This is a genomic window from Nocardia sp. Root136 (genome assembly GCF_001427185.1).
Taxonomy (GTDB): Bacteria; Actinomycetota; Actinomycetes; order Mycobacteriales; family Mycobacteriaceae; genus Nocardia; species Nocardia salmonicida.
This window is the reverse complement of the sequence record NZ_LMFE01000007.1, coordinates 113,352-131,542: the sequence shown is the minus strand read 5'-3', so window position 1 is coordinate 131,542 and position 18,191 is coordinate 113,352. Positions and strand designations below refer to the sequence as shown.

The 18,191-nt window shown below is 68.6% G+C and carries 11 protein-coding genes and 1 tRNA gene; 7 read left to right on the top strand and 5 right to left on the bottom strand.

The window, feature by feature from the left end:
• Nucleotides 1–44 precede the first annotated feature (44 nt).
• The 4 genes from ASD42_RS17775 (at nucleotide 45) to ASD42_RS17760 (ending at nucleotide 5,516) form a co-directional block, all read left to right on the top strand.
• The gene (locus ASD42_RS17775) at nucleotides 45–1,445 is read left to right on the top strand and encodes an NAD(P)H-quinone dehydrogenase (RefSeq protein ID WP_056818075.1); all 1,401 of its coding nucleotides are present in this window, start codon (nucleotides 45–47) and stop codon (nucleotides 1,443–1,445) included.
• Between the two features lie 290 nt (nucleotides 1,446–1,735).
• Complete coding sequence (locus ASD42_RS17770) at nucleotides 1,736–2,752, top strand: hypothetical protein (protein ID WP_235569649.1); 1,017 nt, start codon at nucleotides 1,736–1,738, stop codon at nucleotides 2,750–2,752.
• 366 nt (nucleotides 2,753–3,118) lie between these two features.
• Nucleotides 3,119–4,240: a hypothetical protein gene (locus tag ASD42_RS17765; protein WP_131816684.1), complete on the top strand. Its 1,122-nt coding sequence runs from the start codon at nucleotides 3,119–3,121 to the stop codon at nucleotides 4,238–4,240.
• A 91-nt stretch (nucleotides 4,241–4,331) separates the two neighbouring features.
• Nucleotides 4,332–5,516: an aminotransferase-like domain-containing protein gene (locus ASD42_RS17760; protein WP_056818070.1), complete on the top strand. Its 1,185-nt coding sequence runs from the start codon at nucleotides 4,332–4,334 to the stop codon at nucleotides 5,514–5,516.
• Between the two features lie 179 nt (nucleotides 5,517–5,695).
• On the opposite strand, the gene glpK is transcribed toward ASD42_RS17760, so the two are convergent.
• On the bottom strand, nucleotides 5,696–7,192 hold the full coding sequence (gene glpK, locus ASD42_RS17755; RefSeq protein WP_056818067.1) for a glycerol kinase GlpK: 1,497 nt from the start codon (nucleotides 7,190–7,192) through the stop codon (nucleotides 5,696–5,698).
• Nucleotides 7,193–7,405: 213 nt separating this feature from the next.
• Between glpK and glpD the strand changes: the two genes are divergently transcribed.
• On the top strand, nucleotides 7,406–9,196 hold the full coding sequence (glpD, locus tag ASD42_RS17750; protein ID WP_235569647.1) for a glycerol-3-phosphate dehydrogenase: 1,791 nt from the start codon (nucleotides 7,406–7,408) through the stop codon (nucleotides 9,194–9,196).
• 26 nt (nucleotides 9,197–9,222) lie between these two features.
• Here the strand turns inward: glpD and ASD42_RS17745 are convergent, their stop codons facing one another.
• Together ASD42_RS17745 and ASD42_RS33890 are read right to left on the bottom strand one after the other, a co-directional pair.
• Nucleotides 9,223–9,996 carry an Fpg/Nei family DNA glycosylase gene (locus tag ASD42_RS17745; protein ID WP_056818065.1) on the bottom strand — a complete coding sequence of 258 codons (774 nt, stop codon included), beginning with the start codon at nucleotides 9,994–9,996 and terminating at the stop codon, nucleotides 9,223–9,225.
• 4 nt (nucleotides 9,997–10,000) lie between these two features.
• Nucleotides 10,001–15,154 (bottom strand): Lhr family ATP-dependent helicase, encoded by a 5,154-nt coding sequence (locus ASD42_RS33890; protein ID WP_084787191.1) that lies wholly within the window; start codon nucleotides 15,152–15,154, stop codon nucleotides 10,001–10,003.
• A 145-nt stretch (nucleotides 15,155–15,299) separates the two neighbouring features.
• Between ASD42_RS33890 and ASD42_RS17735 the strand changes: the two genes are divergently transcribed.
• Entirely contained in the window at nucleotides 15,300–15,839 is a 540-nt protein-coding gene (locus ASD42_RS17735) for a histidine phosphatase family protein (protein WP_435830420.1), read from the top strand.
• Nucleotides 15,840–15,882: 43 nt separating this feature from the next.
• Here the strand turns inward: ASD42_RS17735 and ASD42_RS17730 are convergent.
• Together ASD42_RS17730 and amaB are read right to left on the bottom strand one after the other, a co-directional pair.
• A tRNA-Met gene (locus tag ASD42_RS17730) sits at nucleotides 15,883–15,956 on the bottom strand.
• A gap of 119 nt (nucleotides 15,957–16,075) precedes the next feature.
• Complete coding sequence (gene amaB / locus ASD42_RS17725; RefSeq protein ID WP_056818062.1) at nucleotides 16,076–17,593, bottom strand: L-piperidine-6-carboxylate dehydrogenase; 1,518 nt, start codon at nucleotides 17,591–17,593, stop codon at nucleotides 16,076–16,078.
• Nucleotides 17,594–17,711: 118 nt separating this feature from the next.
• Between amaB and ASD42_RS17720 the strand changes: the two genes are divergently transcribed.
• On the top strand, nucleotides 17,712–18,164 hold the full coding sequence (locus ASD42_RS17720; RefSeq protein ID WP_056818059.1) for an Lrp/AsnC family transcriptional regulator: 453 nt from the start codon (nucleotides 17,712–17,714) through the stop codon (nucleotides 18,162–18,164).
• Nucleotides 18,165–18,191 lie beyond the last annotated feature (27 nt).

The window sequence follows — 18,191 nt, the reverse complement described above, 5'->3', positions numbered from 1 at the left end:
TCACAAGGGGCAGTCCGATCAGGCGAGCACAAGGAGCGTGACTGGTGGCACGGATTGCGATCATCGGTGGTGGACCGGCCGGATACGAGGCGGCACTGGTAGCCGCCCAACACGGGGCCACAGTGACCCTGGTGGACGCCGACGGTATCGGTGGCGCCTGTGTGCTGTGGGATTGCGTGCCGTCGAAAACCTTCATCGCCTCGACGGGCCTGCGCACCGATCTGCGCCGCGCCCGCGACCTCGGCATCAATATCGATGCCGACCAGGCGAAGGTGCACCTGCCCGAGGTGAACGCGCGCGTCAAGGCGCTCGCCTTGGCGCAGTCCTCCGATATCCGCGCCAAGTTGCAGGCCGCGGGTGTGCAACTACTTCCCGGCTACGGCGAATTGGTCGGGCCCGCACCGGGTTTGGCGCATCGCGTGCGCGCGAACCTGGTCGACGGCGGCTCCGAGGAGTTCGAGGCCGAGGTCGTGCTGATCGCGACCGGCGCGAGCCCGCGGGTGCTCCAGGGCGCCGAGCCAGACGGGGAGCGGATCCTGAACTGGCGTCAGCTCTACGACCTGCCGGAACTGCCGGAGACGCTGGTCGTCGTCGGATCCGGTGTCACCGGCGCCGAATTCGTGTCCGCGTACACCGAGATGGGTGTGCGGGTGAAGCTCGTGTCGAGCCGTGACCGCGTGCTGCCCGGCGAGGACGCCGATGCGGCCCTCGTGCTGGAGGAAGCCCTCGCCGAACGTGGCGTGGAGCTGGTCAAGCACGCCCGCGCCGACGCCGTGGAACGCACCGCCGAAGGCATCGTGGTGAAGCTGTCGGACGGTCGCACCGTCACCGGCTCGCACGCGCTGATGACCGTCGGCTCCACCCCGAACACTCAGAATCTGGGCCTGGATCGGGTCGGGATCGAACTCGATCGCGGTGGATACCTTCGCGTCGACCGGGTTTCGCGAACCTCGGTGCCCGGCATCTACGCCGCGGGCGACTGCACGGGTCTGCTGCCACTGGCTTCGGTGGCGGCCATGCAGGGGCGGATCGCGATGTACCACGCGCTCGGCGAGGGCGTGAGCCCGATCAGGTTGAAGACGGTGGCCTCGGCGGTGTTCACTCGCCCGGAGATCGCGACCGTCGGCGTGAGCCAGACCGCCATCGACAACGGTGAAGTCCCCGCGCGCACGGTGATGTTGCCGCTCAACACCAATCCGCGCGCGAAGATGTCGGGACTGCGGCGCGGCTTCGTCAAGATCTTCTGCCGCCCGGCCACCGGTGTGGTGATCGGCGGTGTGGTGGTCGCGCCGATCGCCTCGGAGCTGATCCTGCCGATCGCGCTGGCGGTGCAGAACAATCTGACGGTCACCGACCTGGCGCAGACGTTCTCGGTGTATCCCTCGCTTACCGGTTCGCTCACCGAAGCCGGACGTTTGCTGATGCGGCACGACGACCTCGACTGAGCCCCCGATGCCGGAATGTGAAACGAATCACAAGGGCTTCCGGGTTTCGAATTGTCTTGTTCGCCAACGTTGCTCGTCGCTTCTCGGCAACCGCCACGCCAGGTGTTTGCGCAGGCGGCGCCCGGTGAACTCGAAACCTTGTGCTGCGTTGCCTGTCCCGCGCTCTTGTGGTTGACTCACCGCCGAGGCGCGATCAGTTGTGATCGCGTGGTGGATGCAGTGGGGGATTCCCTCCGGGAAAGGGATTACGAAAAGTGAAGCATCGTAAGCCGAGTCGGGCGCAGCGAGCGATGGCAAGCACGTCATTGCCTTTGGCTGCCGCGGCAGCAGTGGCAACCCTCCTCGCGGCGCCGGCCGGCGCGGTCCCCAGCGACCAGCCGACCACCCCCGCGACTCCGGCTCCTGCGCAGCCGGGCCAGCCTTCGGGTGAAGTAGAAGCCCCGGAGACCCCGGATACCCCGGAGAGTGTGAAGCCGGGTCAGGCGAAGCCGGGCGAGACCAAGCCGACGCCGGCCCAGCCGGGCGTCACCAGCCCCGCGCCGGGTCAGCCGGGGCAGGAGACCCCCGCCAAGCCGACGCCGAGCCAGCCGGGCGTCACCAGCCCGCGTGTCGCGCCGCTGCCCGTGCCGGGACAGGCACAGCCCGCGGTCCAGCCGGAGCGCGCAGGCGCGACGCCCGACCAGCCGGGCACCACCAAGCCCGAGACCGGCACCACGCCGAGCCAGCCGGGCGCCACGCCGGGCCAGCAGCAGACACAGCCCACCGTGCCGCAGGGCACCGGGAACGGCACCGAGGCCGAGGTCGAGTCTCCGGACACCCTCGTCCAGGAGCCGAAGGAACCGTCCTGGCAGGCGCCGCGCCTGGCCAACGCGCCCGCCGCGCCCGTCGTCGAGATGGAAGGCCCGCGTCAGGAAATCGGCGTCACCGTCGACGGCGCCGGGATCCTGGCCAACACCCACCACTACAACAACGCCTCGGGCTACGTCGGCACCGTCGGCTACCGGACGCCGGGCGGCGGTTTCGGTGACGCCGGTGTCTCGGTCGAGTACGTCGGCGCGAACGAGGTCAAGGTCACCACCTTCAACGGTGGCGACGGCCGCAGTGACAACACCACGGTGACCGTGCTCGACACCACGCAGGCCAACCTGGCCAAGGCCGCGGTGGAGAACTGGATCAAGGCGCAGCCGGGCGGCACCGCCGCGCTCGATGCGGCCGCGAAGGCTACACTGCCCGTGCCGGGGGAGTTGCTTCAGACGTTGAACGTCGCGGGTGTGAACACCCAGTGGGGTGGCTCGATCCAGTACTGACACGCAGTTTGACGTGTGGGGCGGTCGCCTTCGACCGCCCCACACGTGTGTCCCGGGAAAGGATTGGACTTGGGCACCGAGGGCGACGACAACGAACGCGGCGATCAACGACCTGCTGCGGAATTCGGGCCCCCCGTAAGCGGATTCGGGCCGCCGGTCGATGACGCCGGTTTCGGTGGGCCGGTCCCCGCCGCGCCGCCGCCCGCGCCGTCCGGGGTTCCGGAGCGGGGTTGGCGACCGGCCGGTCCGCCGGCCGGTACACCTGCGCCCGGTCCATTCGGTCCGCCGGCCGGGGCACCCGCGCCGGGTCCGTTCGGTGGACCTGTCGCGGGTCAGCCGCCCGTGACTCCGCCGCCGGGTCCCCCCGTGGCTCCGTTCACCGGTTCGGTGCCGCCGGGACCGTCCGCCGGTCAAGCGCCGCCTCGGCTGCCCGATGGTCGGCGTTCCGCGCCGACGTCCGTCTTCGGTGACGCGGTGGCGACGCCGCCTCCTACGCCGCCCGCCGGACCGGGTCCGCGGAGCGCGGCACCGTTCGGCGGTCCCACCCCCGGTGGTCCGCCTGCTGCCGACCCGACGGTGCGTTTCGGTGGCGAGCAGCCGCGCGGTGAGAGTTCCGTCTTCGGCGACTCGGTGTTCGGTGATTCCGTGCCGGTGACTTCCGGTCGTGAGCTCACCGAGGTGATCCGTCGTGGTCGCCCCGGTCCCAAAGACGCTGTGCCGCAGGCGCCCTCGCGCGATGTCGGGCCTGCCTCGGAACCTGTGCGGCCGCCGGAGGGCTCACGCACCCCCTTGGTCCCGGATAAGCCGAGGCCCGCCGCCGACAAGGCGTGGTGGGACAACCCCGACGATGACGGCGCGATCCCGAAGCCGCCGTCCGAACCCGGTCTGTCGTGGGCCGACGACCCGATCGCGCGCCGTCTCGCGCCGAAGACACCGATCGCCCCGGCGCCGGTGGAGGAGGAGTCCGACAACAAGCGCCTGCGCTGGATCATCGGCGGGGTGGCCGCTGCCGTTCTGCTCGTGGTGGCCCTCGTGCTGACGATCGGTCTGGTCAAGCGCGGCGGCGGTGCCGATCCGGGTGTCACGGCCGCGCCGATTCCCTCGATCGCGTCCGCCTCCGAATGCCAGACTGTCGCAGAACAATCCGTCACCGTCGGCAACGGACCGGGTGACACCACCACCGGCGCCAGGGCCATCCTCGGCTTCCAATACGCCTTCTACACCGATCGGTCCGGGGCGAAAGTGCGCGAGTTCGTAGCGCCCGACGCCGAGAACATCTCGCCTGCCGAGACGATCCAGCAGGCGATCGACGGTCAGATCCCCCCTGGCACCACCCACTGCGTGAAGATGCGCGAAACCACCCTGGGCCGCTACGACGTGGAACTGCGCGAAATGCACCCCGATGGCTCGGCGGTGGTCTACAAGCAGGAGATCATCACCACCAACACCGACGGAAAGTGGCAGGTCAAGTCCATCACTGCTCGGTAGACTCTCATTATTTGAGACAACAATTTCATATTCTGGTGGGCGATATGCAATCGTAGGATGATTGCTTCTCTTGGCGTCCCCGGAGGTTCCCATGTCGCTGACCATTCCAGCATTGGCGGGTAAGCTCGCCGGCCTGCAGAGCTCGGCGATCAGAGACCTGCTGAAACTCACCGCTCGCGACGACATCATCAGCCTCGCGGGCGGCCTCCCCGACGCCGCCCTGATGCCGCGCGAGCGGATCGCCCTCGCCGCCGAGACCGCGCTGCGCGACGCCGCCGTTCTGCAGTACACCGAGTCGTCCGGCTGGCCCGCGCTGCGCGCGGTGATCGCGGCCCGCGAATCGGCAAAGATCGGCCGCACGGTGCCGGTCGCGGAAGTCTTCATCACTCACGGCTCCCAGCAGGCGCTCTCCCTGCTGGCCGAAGTCCTCCTCGACCCCGGCGCCCTCGTGATCGTCGAAGATCCCGCGTATGTGGGTGCCCTGCAAGTGTTTCGAGCGGCCGGTGCCCGAATCGTCGCCGTCCCCTTGGACAGCGAAGGCATGCGCCTGGACATCCTCGAAGACCTTCTCGCGGCAGGCGAACGCCCCGCCGTGGTCCACACCGTCTCCACCTTCCACAACCCCGGCGGCGTCACCCTCACCCCCGAACGCCGTCAGCGCCTCGCGGAACTGGCTGAGGCACATGGCTTCTGGATCATCGAAGACGACCCCTACGGCGAACTCTGGTTCGACACCCCGGCCCCGGCGCCGGTGGCCGCGTACTCACCCCAGGTGATCCGCCTGTCCAGCGTCTCCAAGATTCTGTCCCCCTCGCTCCGCGTCGGCTGGATGATCGCCCCCGAAAGAGTCTGTCGCGCAGTGGAACTGCTCAAACAGGGCACCGACCTCTGCGGTTCGGCCCTGACCCAGCAGATCACCACCGACCTGCTCACCGACACCGACTGGCTGTCCACCCACATAGCTTCGATCCGCACCACCTACGGCACCCGAGCCAAAGCCCTCGTCTCCGCCGTCCGCGCCACCTTCGCCGACCGCGTTCGTTGTACCGACCCGACCGGCGGCATGTTCATCTGGGCCGAATTCACCGACAACACCGACACTTCCGCACTCCTGCCCGCGGCGCTCGAAGCCGGCGTCGCGTACGTCCCCGGTGCCGCCTTCGCCGTCGCCGACACCACCCCCAACACCTTGCGCCTGTGCTTCACCACCTCGGACGAAGCCACCCTGACCGAAGCGATCAGCCGCTTGTCGAAGGCAGCACAGACTACGAGCTGAATGCCGAGGCCCTTCGTCGCCGGTTCTCACGCCACGATGTCGGGCCAATTCCGGTCGGCGGCCCATCGGGCGCCGAATGCGAGTTGGCAGCCGCTTCGAGCAACATTTCCACGGTGTTCCTGGATCGCTGTTGGCGAGGCAGCGTGCGCGGTCGGTTCATACCCACGTGCGCGGTCGGTTCATACCCAGTTGTAGGTGCGTTCGACGGCCTTGTTCCAGTCGGCGTAGCGCTGGGCCCGTTCCTCCTCCGACATCGAGGGGGTCCAGGTTCGATCAGCGGACCAGTTGGCGCGCAGATCGTCGAGGCCGGACCAGTAGCCGACCGCCAATCCGGCGGCGTAGGCGGCGCCGAGGGCGGTGGTTTCGCGGACTACCGGGCGGACGACGGGGACGTCGAGGATATCGGCCTGGAATTGCATGAGCAGGTTGTTGCCGGTCATGCCGCCGTCGACCTTGAGGGTGGTGAGCTCCAGGTCGAGGCGTTGGGCGGCGGCGTCGGCGCGCATGGCGTCCACGACCTCGCGGGTCTGGAAGGCGGTGGATTCGAGTGCGGCCCTTGCCAGGTGGGCCTTGGTGACGAAGCGGGTGAGGCCGGCGATGACGCCGCGAGCGTCGGGGCGCCAGCGGGGGGCGAACAGGCCGGAGAAGGCCGGGACGAAGTGGGCGCCGCCGTTGTCGTCGACGCTGCGGGCCAGCGATTCCACCTCCTCGGCGGAGGAGATGATGCCGAGGTTGTCGCGCAGCCACTGGACCAGTGAACCGGTGACGGCGATGGAGCCTTCGAGGGCGTAGACGGCGGGGGCGTTACCGAGTTGGTAGCAGGCGGTGGTGAGCAGCCCGTGCTTGCTGAACACCGGGGTGGTGCCGGTGTTGAGGAGCATGAAATTGCCGGTGCCATAGGTGTTCTTGGCTTCGCCGGGGGACAGGCACGCCTGGCCGAAGGTGGCCGCCTGCTGGTCGCCGAGGATGCCGGCGACGGGGATTCCTTCGAACGGACCGGAGACGATATCGGCGTAGACCTCCGACGAGCTGCGGATCTGCGGCAGCAGCGACATCGGGATGCCGAAATCGGCACAGATCCGCGAATCCCATCGCAGGGTACGAAGATCCATCAGCATGGTGCGCGAGGCGTTGGTGACGTCGGTGAGGTGCTCACCGGTCAGCTTCCACAGCACCCAGCTGTCCATGGTGCCGAAACACAGGTCGCCGGCTTCGGCGCGCGCCCGGACGCCGTCGACATTGTCGAGAATCCAGCGCAATTTCGGTCCGGCGAAATAGGTCGACAGCGGCAGTCCGGTGCGGTCCGCATAGCGTTGCGGTCCTTGCTCACCGGCCAGTTCGGTGCACAGTTGATCGGTGCGGGTGTCCTGCCAGACGATCGCGTTGTACACGGGCTCGCCGGTGGCCCGGTCCCACACCACCGTGGTCTCGCGCTGATTGGTGATCCCCACCGCGGCCAGATCCCCCGCCGAGCACCGGCTGTTGCCCAGTGCCGCACCGAGCACCGACTCGGTATTGCGCCACACCTCCGCCGGATCGTGCTCCACCCAGCCTGGCTTCGGAAAGATCTGCCGATGCTCCCGCTGCGCGGTCCCGACGATCCGACCCTGCCGATCGAAGATGATGCACCGACTCGAAGTCGTGCCCTGATCGATGGCAGCCACATAGCGACGCATTGCTGCAGGTTACCGAACGCGGAGCCCGCGGCCGCGGGATTTGTCGTCGGCGACGAATTTCGCAGCCGCGCCCCGCCGCGCCCCGCCGCGCACGTCCCGAGCGCCGAGCGGGCACTACGTTTAGCCTGTACGCAGCGGCGCCGCCGAACGCGGCGTTCGCCCCCACTGTCGACTGGGACCGGCCGTTCCTCGGCCGGCGGCGAGGAGTCGAGCATGTCGCAGACACCGGAGTTTCCGTTCCTGCACCCGGGTGAGCTGGTCGCGGGCGGGAAGCGGGACCGGCTCGGGCCGGGTGAGCTGGGGCCCGAACATCGGCGCAGCGCCTGGGAGCGTCTGGGCAAGGATCAGTTCGATGTCCTGGTCGTCGGCGGCGGAGTCGTCGGCGCCGGTATCGCGCTCGACGCCGCGACGCGCGGTCTGTCGGTCGCGCTGGTCGAAGCCCGTGATCTCGCATCGGGCACGTCGAGCCGCTCGTCGAAGATGTTCCACGGCGGCCTGCGCTACCTCGAACAGCTCGAATTCGGGCTGGTCAGGGAAGCGCTGAAGGAACGTGAGCTGGCGCTGTCGACCTTGGCGCCGCACCTGGTGAAGCCGCTGCGCTTCCTCTACCCGCTGACCCACCGCGTATGGGAACGACCGTACGTAGCCGCAGGCCTGACCCTCTACGACTCCATGGGCGGCGCGAAATCGGTTCCGGGACAGCATCATCTGACCCGGCACGGCGCGCTGCGCCTCGCTCCCGGCCTGCGCCGGGATTCGATGATCGGCGGCGTCACCTACTACGACACCGTGGTCGACGACGCCCGCCACACCATGACTGTCGCCCGCACCGCCGCCCACTACGGCGCGGTCATCCGCACCTCCACGCAGGTCGTCGGGTTCCTGCGCGAAGCCGACCGGGTCGTCGGGGTGAAACTGCGCGACACCGAGGACGGGCGCACCGGCGAGGCGCGCGCGAATGTGGTGATCAACGCGACGGGCGTCTGGACCGACGAGGTGCAGGGTCTGTCGAATCAACGTGGCCGATTCCATGTGCGCGCGTCCAAGGGTGTGCACATCGTGGTGCCGCGCGACCGCATCGTCAGCGATGCCGCGATCATCCTGCGCACCGCCACCTCGGTGCTGTTCGTCATCCCGTGGGGCGCACACTGGATCGTCGGCACCACCGACACCGACTGGAATCTCGACCTCGCCCACCCCGCGGCGACCAAGGCCGATATCGACTACCTGCTCGGCCGGGTCAACGAGGTGCTGGTCACCCCGCTCACCCACGCCGACATCGACGGGGTCTATGCGGGCCTGCGCCCCTTGCTCGCGGGGGAGAACGACGAGACCTCCAAGCTCTCGCGCGAACACGCCGTGGCCAGGGTCGCGCCCGGACTGGTCAGCATCGCGGGCGGCAAGTACACCACCTATCGGGTGATGGCGGCTGACGCGATGGACGAAGCCGCACAGGATATTCCGGCGCGCGTCTCGCCCTCGATCACCGAGAAGGTCGCGCTGCTCGGCGCCGACGGCTACTTCGCGCTGGTCAACCAGACCGTGCAGCTGGCCGAGCACTACCGCATCCATCCGTACCGGATGACGCACCTGCTCGACCGCTACGGCTCCCTGGTCGACGAGGTCCTCGCCATGGCCGCGGGCAAACCCGAACTGCTGCAACCGATTACCGACGCGCCTGCCTACCTGCAGGTCGAAGCGGTGTACGCGGCCGCCGCGGAGGGCGCGCTGCACCTCGACGACATCCTGGCCCGCCGCACCCGCATCTCGATCGAATACTCCGATCGCGGCGCGAACAGTGCCGAACAGGTGGCCCACCTCGTCGCACCCGTACTCGGTTGGGATGCCGACGATATCGACCGCGAGGTATCCACGTACCAGGCGCGCGTGCTGGCCGAAATCGAATCGCAGACCCAACCCGACGACAAGTCCGCCGACGCACTGCGCGCCGCCGCTCCCGAGCCGCGCCCGCAACTGCTGGAACCGGTACCGCAGGATCGCTGAGCCTCAGCAGGCGCTGCGAGACGATGTCAGGGTAGGGGCTGACAGCGTGGGCAGAAGTAGATGCCGCGTTCGCGCTGGGTGATGCGGTCGGCGGGGTCGTCCTCGCCGAGGAGTTGGGAGGCGATGGGGGTGCCGCAGCGGGGGCAGGAACGGCGAGTACGGCCGTAGACCATGGCGCGCCAGGGTGGTTGGTGTGCGGCCTTGCCGAGGACGCGGTGAGCTTCGTCGACGAGCGCCACGAGATCGGGGATGTCGCCGACGGCGGTAACCGGGTGGACTTTGCGTAGGAAGCAGATCTCGCTGCGGTAGATATTGCCGATCCCTGCCAGATTGCGCTGGTCGAGCAGGGCGAGACCGACAGCGCGGCGGGGGTACTCGGTGAGCCTGCGCAAGGCCTCGGCCGCATCCCAATCCGGGCCGAGGAGATCGGGGCCGAGATGGCCGATGACCGTGTGTTCGTCGGCGCGCGCCAGCACTTGGACCTTGCCGAGCGAGAAGCCGACGGCCTCGAACTCGTCGTTGGCGAGCACCAGTCGCGCGGTGACCGCGGGTTTGGTCCAGCGCTGGCCGCGATGGAACACCCGCCATACGCCTTCCATCTTCAGATGGGTGTGGATGCTCACACGGTCGGTGCGGATGAACAGGTGCTTGCCGTAGCTGGCGACCTCCTCTACGGGCTCGCCGACCAGATTCACGGTGGCGTAGCGCGGGACCCGGAAGTCACTGCGGGTCAGAGTTCTACCGACCAGGGCCGTGCGTAGCCGCTTCGCGGCGTGGAAGACGGTGTCGCCCTCTGGCATTCGGCTACACCTGCCTACGCAGCCGCAGACCGCTCGGGGTCATCGAGAAACCGGCTTCGATCAGGACTTCGACGAACAGGTTGCCGTGCACGGTTTCTCCGTTGATCTTGTCGATCACCAAGCTGTCGACCCTGCGGTCGCGCACCAGCCCGGCCAGCGCGATCGCTGCCGCACGGCGCAGGCCGATGTCCTCGGTGAAGCTGAGCAGAGTCTTGCCGCCGCGCTCGGAGTAGAGCACCAACTCGCCGCCGACCAGCACCACCACCGCGCCCGCCTTACGGCCCGGCCGATGACCGCCTTCGGCGTCGCCCTTCGGCCACGGCAGGGCCGCGCCGTAGGGGTTGGCGGGGTCGCACGCCGCGAGGGCGAGCGCGACGCCGGCTCTGGTGTTGTCACGGTCGGTGTCGAACGAACGCAGGCGATCGACGGTATCGGTGGTGGAGAACTGGGCGCCGCCGAGCGTGTCGACGAAATAGCCGCGCCGGCAACGGCCGCGATCCTCGAACTCGGTGAGCACCCGGTACATCAGCTGGAACCCACCGGAGATCCCTTCGTTCTGCACCGAGCCCCGAGTCAGCACGCCGTAGCGTTCGACGAGCTGATCGGCGGTGGCGTGGGCGCGAACGGTGTTGTCCCGCACGCGTTCGGGCAGGATCGACCAGCGGCCCGCCAGCGTGGGCGGACCGGACCGGGTCGGCATCGAGGGTCGCGGCAGGTACGCGCGGCCTCGCGGAGCGCGGCGCGGGGTGCGGTGCGCGGTGGTGGTCCGGGCGGTGCCGGACAGCAGGGCGCGCACCGGGGCGAAGGTGTCACCGGAGACGTAGCCGGCCCAGACCAGCTGCCACAGTGCGTCCCCGGCCGCCTTGTCGTCGAGCAGACCCGCGGCATCGGAGAGCTGTCGGAAGAAGTACGCACCGCCGCCGGTCAGCGTGGGTGGTAATCGTGTGGCGCCACCGGATTCGATGGGCGCATCGTGTTCTGGATCAGGCCGTTGGCCGTTGCCGCTGGCTGGCTCGGCGGCGTCGAGGTCGACGACCTTGTCGGCGGACGCTTTTCCACGAGCAGCCTTCGCGCGCGGGCCGGGCGCCGTCGAGTCGGTGCCGGGTGGGGGCCATGGCTCCAGGTTCGCGCCGAGGGCAACCAGCAGGCTGAGCTGGATGTCGGTGGGGTCGATGTCATCGGCGGGCGGCAGCGTGAACGGTGCCTGGTCGGCCAGGTGCAGGGCGATCCAGCCGTCACGGGCGGTGATGGCGCCGTGGCCGGACCACACCACCTCACCGGTCGCCATCAGCTCGTCCAGCATGGCGGGGGAGTAGTCGCGCACTCGCGTCGGCAGGATCAGCGACTCCCAGGCCGAGGCCGGAATCGGCACGCCCGCAAGCTGTTCCACGACGGTCGCCACACCGTCGACGCCGCGCAGCTCGCCGGAACCGACGTGTTGCCACGCGGGGAGGAAGCGTGCGAAGGCGGCGGTGGACACCGGCTCGACCTCGTGCCGGGCGGCGGCCAGTGAACGGCGGCGCAACCGACGCAAGACCTGGGCATCACACCACTCTCCGCCGGCGGTACCCGGCGTGAACTCACCTTCCACGACCCGCTTTTCGGCGAGCAGGCGGTGCAGCGACGTCGCGGCGACGGCGGTACCCAAGCCGAAGCGGTCGGCGACCGCGGCCGTCGTGAACGGCGCATGGGTGCGCGCGTAGCGGCCGACGAGGTCGCCCAGTGGATCGGGCACCGGTTCGATGAACGCCGCGGGAACCCCGATCGGCAACGGCACCCCGAGTGCGTCCCGCAGGCGCGCCGCGTCTTCGACCGCCACCCACCAGGTTCGTCCCGCGAACGAAACCTCCAGCGCCCGACGCGAATCCCGTAGTTCCGCGAACCACGCGGGCGCGTCGGAGTCGATGAGGAGGTCACGCTCACCCTGACCGGAAGCGAGTCCACCATCCATCCCGGCGGAGGGAGCAGCAATCGCTGCGGTGGCAGCGGGATCGGACGGCTCGGCTGCGAGAGCGCCCCCGTCGGGTCCTGCGGCGAGCTCACCGGATTCCGAGGCGAGCTCGTGTTTGCGATAGTCGTCGGGTGCTCGGCTTTCCATGGCTTCGGCATGGCGGGCGGCGGATGCGGTGCCGGGCCGGGGGACGCAGCGGGTCGCGGCTTCGACGGGCGTGAGGGGGCCGAGTAGACGCAGGAGGTCGGCCAGACCCTCGGCATCGCGGGCTCGACGTTCGGGGGTGAGGCGTTGGAGTTCCTGCTCGGACAGGGCGATGACGTCGGGGTCGAGGAGTTCGCGGAGCTCGACCCGGCCGAGGAGTTCGGCGAGCAGGCTGGAGTCCAGCGCCAGTGCGGCGGCTCGGCGTTCGGCCAGCGGGCTGTCGCCGTCGTAGAGGAATTGGCCGATGTAGGAGAACAGCAGAGCGCCCGCGAAGGGCGACGGGCTCGCGGTTTCGACCTCGATCAGGCGGATCTCGCGGCGGGCCACCTTGGTGAGCAGGTCGCGCAGGGCGGGCAGGTCGTATACGTCGCGCAGGCATTCGCGGACGGTTTCCAGCAGGATCGGGAACTGCGGGAATTTGCGTGCCACGTCCAGCAATTGGGCCGAGCGCTGCCGCTGCTGCCACAGCGGTGCGCGCTTGCCGGGATCGCGGCGCGGCAGCAGCAGCGCCCTGGCGGCGCATTCGCGGAAGCGGGACGCGAAAAGGGCTGAGCCGCCGACCTGTTCGGTGACGATGTCATCGATCTCGTCGGGCTCGAAGGCGAACAGTTCGGCGCCGGGCGGTTGATCGGTGGTATCGGGGAGGCGCACCACGATGCCGTCGTCGGAGGCCGTCGGGGCGGCGTCGATGCCGAACTGTTCCTGGAGGCGCGCGCCCACCGCCAGTGCCCACGGTGCGTGCACCGGAGTGCCGTAGGGGGAATGCAGGACCAGGCGCCAGTCGCCGAGTTCGTCGCGGAACCGTTCCACGACCAGCGTGCGGTCGGTGGGCAATTGACCTGTCGCACTGCGTTGTTCCTCGAGCAGACCCACCAGATTCGCTGTCGCGTTCTGATCGAGTCCGGCGGTGCGCACCAATTGCTCGAGTCTTACCGCGGGCTTGCTCTGCTCCGCGGACGACTTCGCCTTCTTCGGAGTGGCAATCTGCCCCTCGGCGGCGTCGGCAGGGTCGTCGACGCTGGACGCTGCTGCACGCCCGGCCTTCTTCGAGCCCCGGGTCGTCTTGGTGGGTGCGGGAACTTCCGACGTGAGGTCGGCCGGGGTCAGTGCGGCGCCGGAGCCCATGTTCGCCACGATCCGGGACAGCTCGTCGGCTGGGACCTGACCCGCCGTGCGCACGAATTCGCCCAGCGCGGCGCCCAATTCGGCTGGGCGACCCAAACCGTCACCGTGCCAGAACGGCAACCTGCCCGGCAGTCCGAACGCGGGCGACACCAGCACCCGATCGAAGGTGATCTCCTCGATCCGCCAACTGGTCGCGCCGAGCGCGAACACATCGCCGACGCGTGATTCGTAGACCATCTCCTCGTCGAGTTCGCCTACTCGCGACGCCTTTTCGCCCACCATGAACACCGCGAACATGCCACGGTCGGGGATCGCGCCGCCGGAGGTCACCGCCAGGCGCTGCGCACCGGGGCGGCCGGTGATGGTGCCCGCGTCGCGGTCCCACACCACGCGCGGCCGCAGCTCGGCGAACTCGTCGGACGGATAGCGCCCGGCCAGCAGGTCGAGCACCGATTCGTAGGCCGAGCGCGGCAGGTTCGCGTAGCTGCCGGTGGAGCGGACGATATCGAACCAGCTGTCGACGTCGATCGGTTCGAGCGCACAGGCCGCCACCGTCTGCTGGGCGAGGATGTCGAGTGGGTGCGCGGGGATCTGGAGCTTCTCGATCTCACCCGAGAGCATGCGCTGGGCGGCCACGGTGCAATGGATGACATCGGTGCGGTGCTTGGGAAACAGCACGCCGCGCGAGATCTCACCCACCTGGTGCCCGGCGCGGCCGACTCGCTGCAAGCCGCTGGCCACCGACGGCGGCGCCTCCACCTGCACCACCAGGTCCACCGCGCCCATATCGATGCCGAGTTCGAGACTGCTGGTGGCCACCACACAGCGCAGGCGACCGGTCTTGAGATCGTCCTCGATGATGGCGCGTTGTTCCTTGCTGACCGACCCGTGATGCGCGCGCGCCAACAGGTGGTCGGCCCCGTGGATCACCTCGGTGGACGGCCCCAATTGGGCGGGTGGCTTGTGCTCGGTGTCCACCGGCTCGCCGAGCCGCGCGGAGTAGGTCTCGTTGAGTCGCGCGGTCAATCGCTCGGACAGCCGTCGCGAGTTGGCGAACACGATCGAGGACCGGTGCTCGAGCACCAGGTCGACGATCGCCTCGTCGACATGCGGCCAGATCGAGCCCGGCTGATCGGAGTCGCCCCCCGGGTCGGTCATATCGGCCACCGGCACCCGCACCGACAGGTCGAAGGTCTTCGGCGCGGGCGGGCGCACGATGGTGATCGGCGCGTTCCCGACCAGGAACCGTCCGACCTCCTCGGGCGGGCGCACCGTCGCCGACAACCCGATCCGCTGCGCGGGCTTCTCGGTGAGCTGGTCGAGTCGAGCCAGCGACAGCGCCAGATGGGCACCGCGCTTGGACCCGGCGATGGCGTGCACTTCGTCGACGATCACCGTGTCGACCTGGGCGAGCGTCTCGCGGGCCGCCGAGGTCAACAGCAAGAACAGCGACTCGGGAGTGGTGATGAGAATGTCCGGCGGCGTGCGCAGCATGGCCCGGCGCTGGGCAGGCGGCGTGTCACCGGAGCGCACTCCCACCGAGATCTCCGGCGGGTCGAGTCCCAACCGTTTCGCCGTCTGCGTCACGCCGACCAGCGGTGCTCGCAGATTGCGCTCCACATCCACGGCCAGTGCCTTCAACGGCGAGACATAGAGCACCGACGTGCCGCGGGATGCTCCCGGCTCCGGTGGGTCCCGGTGCGCCAGCTGGTCGATGGCCCACAAGAACGCCGACAAGGTCTTGCCCGATCCGGTCGGCGCGATCACCAGCGTGTTCTCCCCGGCGGCGATCGCGTCCCACGCGCCGAGCTGGGCCGACGTCGCGCCGGGGAAGGCGCCGTCGAACCACTGTGCCGTCGCGGGGGAGAACCGATCCATGACACCAAGTGTGCACCGACCCACCGACAACTTCGCCGGCATCATGTACCCCCACCTGCGTGGATATGCCGATGACCGGGGCGGCCCGCAGACCGGGTTGTGACGTGGATCGCATTCGTCGCTACCCTCGACTCTCGTGCAAACGGTGCTGAGAGTCGACCTTGTCGGCCATGGCCTTACCGAGGCGGTACGTAAGGCGCGTTTTCCTGTCGACGAACCCCTGGACGAGTCGGGGCGGGCCGCTGTGCGTGCCTGTGTACCGCTCGACGAAGCGTTGGTGCGGACAGGACCGGAGCGACGGGCTCGGGAGACGGCGGAGGAATTGGGCCTGGTCGGCGAACAGGACGTGCGATTACGCGATCTCGATGCCGGGTCGTGGCGGGGCAGTGAGATGGGCAAACTCGCGCAGGATCAGTTGTTCGCGTGGCTGACCGATCCCGAATTCCGTGGGCACGGTGGCGAATCCGTCACCGATCTGGTCGATCGGGTGCGGTTCTGGTTGGCCGAGATCGCGTCGTCGGGGCAGAACACCGTGGCGGTGACGCATCCGGCCGTGGTGCGCGCGGCGCTGCTCGTGGTGCTCGACGCACCGGCGAAGTCGTTCTGGCGCATGGATGTTCCGCCCGCGAGCATCACCCGGCTGCACTATCGCGGGAACTGGACCCTGCGACTCGGCAACGGATAACGAAGAAGGCCCCGGATTCGAAAATCCGGGGCCTTCTTCGTAGTAGCGGGAACAGGATTTGAACCTGCGACCTCTGGGTTATGAGCCCAGCGAGCTACCGAGCTGCTCCATCCCGCGTTGCAAATACCACTTTACACGGGGTGGGTCAGAAGGTGAAATCGCCTGGTGGGCGCAGTCGCGCAGCGTTCCTCAGCCCTGCGCATGGCCGGAGCGAAGGCGCAGGTACGCCTGGCTGATCAGCCGAAATGGATGCCTTGCGCGAGCGGGAGCTCGGTGGAGTAGTTGACGGTGTTGGTGGCCCGGCGCATGTAGGCCTTCCAGGAGTCCGAGCCCGATTCCCGGCCGCCGCCGGTATGTTTCTCCCCGCCGAACGCGCCGCCGATCTCCGCGCCCGATGTCCCGATATTGACATTGGCGATGCCGCAGTCGGATCCGGCGAGGAACTGTTCGGCCTCGCGCTGGTCGAGAGTGAAGATGGACGAGGAAAGTCCCTGTGTCACATCGTTGTTGAGTGCGATGGCCTCGTTGATGTCGTCGTAGGTCAGCACGTACAGAATCGGTGCGAAGGTCTCCTCGCGCACGAGCTCGGTCTGCGCGGGCATGCGAACAAGGGCGGGGCGCACGTAGTAGGCGTCGGGGCCGAGTACCTCGACTCGCTCACCGCCACAGATGATGTCGCCGCCTTCGGCCACCGCGCCGACCAGCGCCTGCTGCATCGCCGCGAAGGCACGCTCGTTGATCAGCGGCCCGACCAGCACCCCGTCGTCGAGTGGATTGCCCACGGGGAGTTGGCTGTACGCCGCGGCGAGCCGGTCGACCAGCTGGTCGGCGATCGAACGATGCACGATCAACCGCCGCAGACTCGTACACCGCTGCCCCGCCGTCCCGGCCGCCGAGAAGACGATGCCGCGCACCGCCAGCTCCAGATCGGCACTCGACGCCACGATCGCGGCATTGTTGCCCCCCAGTTCGAGCAGGCAGCGCCCGAACCGCCCGGCCACCCGCGGGGCGACGGTGGCGCCCATCCGCACCGAACCGGTCGCGCTCACCAGGGCGACCCGGGGATCGTCGACCAACGCGGATCCGACCGTGGCGTCACCTTGGACCAGTTGGTGCACTTCGGGATCGGCTCCCACCTCGACCGCCGCGCGACGCAGCAGCGTGTGGCATGCCAACGCCGTCAACGGCGTGGTCTCCGACGGCTTCCACACCACCGTGTCCCCGCACACCAGCGCGATCGCGGTATTCCAAGCCCACACCGCGACAGGGAAATTGAACGCCGAGATCACCCCGACGACGCCGAGTGGATGCCACGTCTCCATGAGCCGGTGTCCGGGCCGCTCGGAAGGCATTGTGGCGCCGTAGAGTTGGCGCGACAGCCCGATCGCGAACTCGCAGACGTCGATCATCTCCTGCACTTCGCCCAGTGCCTCGGGGCCGATCTTGCCCGCTTCCAGGGTCACCAGCTCGGCCAGCTCGTTCTGATTGGTCACCAGCAACTGGGCCAGCCTGCGCACCAACGCCGCCCGAACGGGCGCGGGAACCGTGCGCCACGCCTCGAATGCGGTGGCGGCGCGGCCGATCGCGGCATCGACGTCGTCGGGGGTGTCGGCGGTCAGGGGCAACAGGACGCCGCCGGAAATCGGCGTGCGCGCGAGCAGCGGGCCGGGTTCCGGCACGGCGGCGCCGAGGCCCTGCAGCAGCGCCCTGGCTCGCAGGGAGAGCTGCTCGGAGAAGTTCACGGTCTGCGTCATCGGTACTCTGCTCACCTTCTGCTGTTTGGTACGACTCACGGAAAAGTTCGGGAGAATTCGGTGGGGAACGGTAAGAAGTTTTCCCCGCCCGAGCCCCGCGCTGAGTTAGCCTTCGCTGATGGCGGATACACCGGCTCGACCCCAGCTCGATGACATCGATCGACTATTGATCAAAGAACTGATGGCCGACGGTCGCGCTACATTGTCGAATCTGGCCGAGAAGGCCAGTCTCTCGGTCTCCGCGGTGCAATCGCGGGTGCGCAGGCTCGAAGCGCGCGGGGTGATTCGCGGGTACGCGGCGCAGGTGGACCCCGAAGCGCTCGGGCACTTGTTGTCGGCGTTCGTCGCGATCACTCCTCTCGACCCGTCCCAGCCCGATGACGCGCCCGCCTTGCTGCAGCACATCCCCGGCATCGAGGGGTGCCACTCGGTGGCGGGCGAGGAGAGCTACGTCCTCCTGGTGCGGGTGGCCTCGCCTCGGCATCTGGAACATCTGCTGCAGGAGATCAGGGCCACAGCCAACGTACACACCCGCAGCACCATCATCCTGCAGACATTCTATGACAGGTAGTCATCTTCCGTAATTTGATCCGTGATT

What these genes read in the sequence shown, in the direction of transcription:
- glpD (WP_235569647.1), top strand. Translation starts at nt 7,406, where the DNA reads ATGTCGCAGACACCGGAGTTTCCGTTCCTGCACCCGGGTGAGCTGGTC.
- ASD42_RS17760 (WP_056818070.1), top strand. Translation starts at nt 4,332, where the DNA reads ATGTCGCTGACCATTCCAGCATTGGCGGGTAAGCTCGCCGGCCTGCAG.
- ASD42_RS17770 (WP_235569649.1), top strand. Translation starts at nt 1,736, where the DNA reads ATGGCAAGCACGTCATTGCCTTTGGCTGCCGCGGCAGCAGTGGCAACC.
- ASD42_RS33890 (WP_084787191.1), bottom strand. Translation starts at nt 15,154, where the DNA reads ATGGATCGGTTCTCCCCCGCGACGGCACAGTGGTTCGACGGCGCCTTC.
- ASD42_RS17720 (WP_056818059.1), top strand. Translation starts at nt 17,712, where the DNA reads ATGGCGGATACACCGGCTCGACCCCAGCTCGATGACATCGATCGACTA.
- glpK (WP_056818067.1), bottom strand. Translation starts at nt 7,192, where the DNA reads ATGCGTCGCTATGTGGCTGCCATCGATCAGGGCACGACTTCGAGTCGG.
- ASD42_RS17745 (WP_056818065.1), bottom strand. Translation starts at nt 9,996, where the DNA reads ATGCCAGAGGGCGACACCGTCTTCCACGCCGCGAAGCGGCTACGCACG.
- amaB (WP_056818062.1), bottom strand. Translation starts at nt 17,593, where the DNA reads ATGACGCAGACCGTGAACTTCTCCGAGCAGCTCTCCCTGCGAGCCAGG.